This is a genomic window from Aestuariivirga sp., assembly GCF_037139295.1.
Classification (GTDB): domain Bacteria; phylum Pseudomonadota; class Alphaproteobacteria; order Rhizobiales; family Aestuariivirgaceae; genus Aestuariivirga.
The window spans coordinates 1-3,003 of sequence record NZ_JBAXGR010000220.1 but is presented as its reverse complement, the minus strand read 5'-3'; the positions used below and the strand labels follow the sequence as shown (position 1 = coordinate 3,003).

The window sequence follows — 3,003 nt, the reverse complement described above, 5'->3', positions numbered from 1 at the left end:
AAAGAACAGGAAGTGCCGGAAAAAGCCTGTCAACGATCATGCGGACGTAAGGCCGCGCCTCGGGCGCAGTGACGAGCGTGAACTGCTCACCGCGATCAATCAGAGGCTTAACAGCTGACGACAGTTCATTCGCGAACTGCTCAATGAGCCTCGGATCAAGGTCAAATTCAAAAACGTCTCCCTTTCCATCCCGCTTGAGACTTTGCATAAAGGAGATATCCCACCGGCTGCCCAAGCGTACAATCCGCAAGACCCCTTCCTGAGCCATGTCACCACAAATCTGCTGCGACAAGCGTTGCCGCACATGTTCAACAATGGCTTCCGGCTTTCGAACATGCGGTGCAATCTCTGCAATGGCCTCCAGGATCAGGTGTAGATTGCGGATCGAAACCCGTTCCGCGAGCAGAAGTTTCAAGATGGCTTGAAAGCCGGAAAAGGAGAGAAGAGAAGGGCACGTCTCATCAAGAAGGCGTTTATACTCCGGTTCCAAACGATCTGTCAGTGCGCGCAGATCTTTGTAGGACATCAATATGGCGAGGTTGCTTCTTATGACCTCCGAGAGGTGCGTAAGCATCACCGACATTGAGTCCACTGGTAAGTGGCCCATGGCGCGAAGTTCAGCCGCGAAGACATCCGGATACCAGAGGGCATCCATACCGAAGGCAGGTTCACGCACTTCATCGCCAGGGAGATCGGGCCTCGCCTTTCCTCCAGGAATCACCAGGAGTTCACCCAGACGGAGTTCAAAGGTGGCTACTGTCGTACCGTGAATGCGAATTGCATAGCTCCGGGGTGGAATCAGCAAGTCATCACTCAGTCGGATGTCAGGGATGACGAAGCCATAATCCTGCACAAAACGGCGCCGCATTTTGCCAACGCGGTGCGCCAGTTCACCATGCGACACCAGCATGGCGCTCGAGATCTGGCGGCCTAGACGGAGCTCAATTTCGGGTGTGCGAAGAAGGTCCTTGACCGAATTCCGTTCCTCCTCCTGCCTGGCCGTATCCTCCTTGCGGGCCTTCTCCTTCGTCGAGCGCAGCAAACTGACGTTTTGTCTTACGATCGTCAATGCTCCGACCGCGATGATAGCCGACAGAACTGCGAAGGGAAGAAATGGAAGTCCGGGAACAAGGGAGAGAATGGCGAGAAGCATGGCCGCCACGAAGAGTGCGCGGGGATAGGCGCCTAGCTGCGTGAAGATAGCTTCTTGCGCGGCTCCACGGTTCCCGCCCTTTGACACTAGAAGACCTGCAGCAAGCGAGACAATGAGTGCTGGGATCTGTGTCACCAGTCCGTCTCCAACTGACAGCTTGGTGTAAACATCAGCCGATTCCGAGAAACTCATCCCATGTCGCATCATGCCGATGATGATGCCGCCAAACACATTGACGCCAGTGATGATCAGGCCCGCAATCGCATCACCTCGCACGAACTTGGAAGCCCCATCCATGGAACCAAAGAATGAGCTCTCTTGCTCAAGTTCCGCGCGCCGCCGCCGAGCCTCCTTTTCGTCGATGAGACCTGATGAGAGGTCCGCATCAATTGCCATCTGCTTGCCTGGGATCGCATCCAATGTAAAACGAGCGCCAACTTCCGCAATGCGCGAGGCACCCTTGGTGATCACCATGAAATTGATGGTGATGAGTATAACGAATACAATGACGCCAATGACAAAGTCACCGCTTATCACGAGACGAGAAAAACCCCCGACCATATGTCCTGCCGCCGTTGGGCCCTCGTGCCCATGTGACAGAATGAGACGCGTCGTTGCCACATTCAGTGACAACCTCAACATGGTGGCGATCAGGAGTACTGTCGGAAATGCGGAGAAATCAAGGGGCCTGTTAATCCACAACGAGACCATCAGGATCACTACAGCTAGCGAAATGGAAAGTGCGAGGCCAAGATCAAGCAAGAAGGGGGGAACGGGTAGAAAGAGGACGATGAGAATTGCGACGATGCCGGCGGCAAATCCCACGTCGCGATTGCCAGAGGACACTCTTGGATCCGGCTGCAATCCACGCGCAATTTCTGTCATGACAGAATTCCCACGGTCCCGTTCAGAAGCCGGTCTCGATGTGGGTGTAGACTTGTTCGGTAAAACTCATGAGTTGGGCGGCGGCGATCGGGGCCAGCAGCAGGAGGGCAGCGAAGACGGCAAGTATTTTTGGAACGAATGTGAGGGTTGCCTCCTGAATCTGGGTGAGTGCCTGAAACAGGGCAATCACAATGCCGACGATGGTAGCTGCTCCGACGGCAGGGCCCGCCCCGACAATGACGGCCCAGATTGCATCTTGCACCAGTTTCAGGGCATCTGTTTCATTCATGCCGCACCGATGCGGTAACCGTCGCTTAGATTGAGGTTTCGGCCATCCCTCAGCGTCGCCGTGAGACCACTCTCGCTGACCTCAACGTTGATGGCGATGCCCGAGATCGACCCATCAAGGCTGCTAATTGCCTTTCCGATCAAGGCTGACGCCAGCGTCGCGTTGGATGCCGCAAGAAGCGAATCTAGTTTTCCATTGAGCCTAATCGACTGTTCAACATTCGAAAACGATGCGAGCTGAGAGAGCGTCGCAGTCGGATCATTTGGCTTCGTGGGGTCCTGATTTTTCATCTGGGCCATGAACAGCTTGAGAAAGCTGTCGTAATCCATATTGGTTTTAAGTGTTGTCGAAGGCGGTGGTTTGGATGTTGTCGTCGTAATCGATGGACCCTGAACGGTTTTCATCACGCAGCCTCTTCGTCATTCTGTTGTGCCTTTTGGTCGACCTTTTCTTCTCTGGAAAAACAATTCCTGAGCTGCCTCAAGGCATCAAAGTAACGACCTTCGTTCACCTTCTTATCTGCAACATCAATGTTGTCCTGAATGGTCTCGTCGGCAACAGCCTGACGTGTACGAAAGGACAAGTGCTTGTAGAGTTCGGCGGTCATGCCGGCGTTGGACGGATCCATGAGCATGGTTTGCACAACGAAATAAAGCTGCCTGACAGGAGTCGTGGC

At 54.2% G+C, this 3,003-nt stretch carries 4 protein-coding genes; all 4 read right to left on the bottom strand.

Annotation, left to right across the window (positions count from 1 at the left end):
• Nucleotides 1-2,038, bottom strand: a 2,038-nt coding sequence (flhA, locus tag WCJ41_RS21085; RefSeq protein WP_336907803.1) for a flagellar biosynthesis protein FlhA, incomplete at its 3' end; no start/stop codon positions are given.
• 22 nt (nucleotides 2,039-2,060) lie between these two features.
• On the bottom strand, nucleotides 2,061-2,327 hold the full coding sequence (gene fliQ, locus WCJ41_RS21080; protein ID WP_336907802.1) for a flagellar biosynthesis protein FliQ: 267 nt from the start codon (nucleotides 2,325-2,327) through the stop codon (nucleotides 2,061-2,063).
• Nucleotides 2,324-2,731, bottom strand: coding sequence for a flagellar hook assembly protein FlgD (gene flgD / locus WCJ41_RS21075; protein WP_336907801.1), 408 nt, complete (start codon nucleotides 2,729-2,731; stop codon nucleotides 2,324-2,326). Before flgD ends, fliQ begins: the two co-directional genes overlap by 4 nt.
• The coding region (locus WCJ41_RS21070; protein ID WP_336907800.1) for a flagellar biosynthesis repressor FlbT at nucleotides 2,731-3,003 on the bottom strand (273 nt) is incomplete at its 5' end. The genes flgD and WCJ41_RS21070, both read right to left, overlap by 1 nt.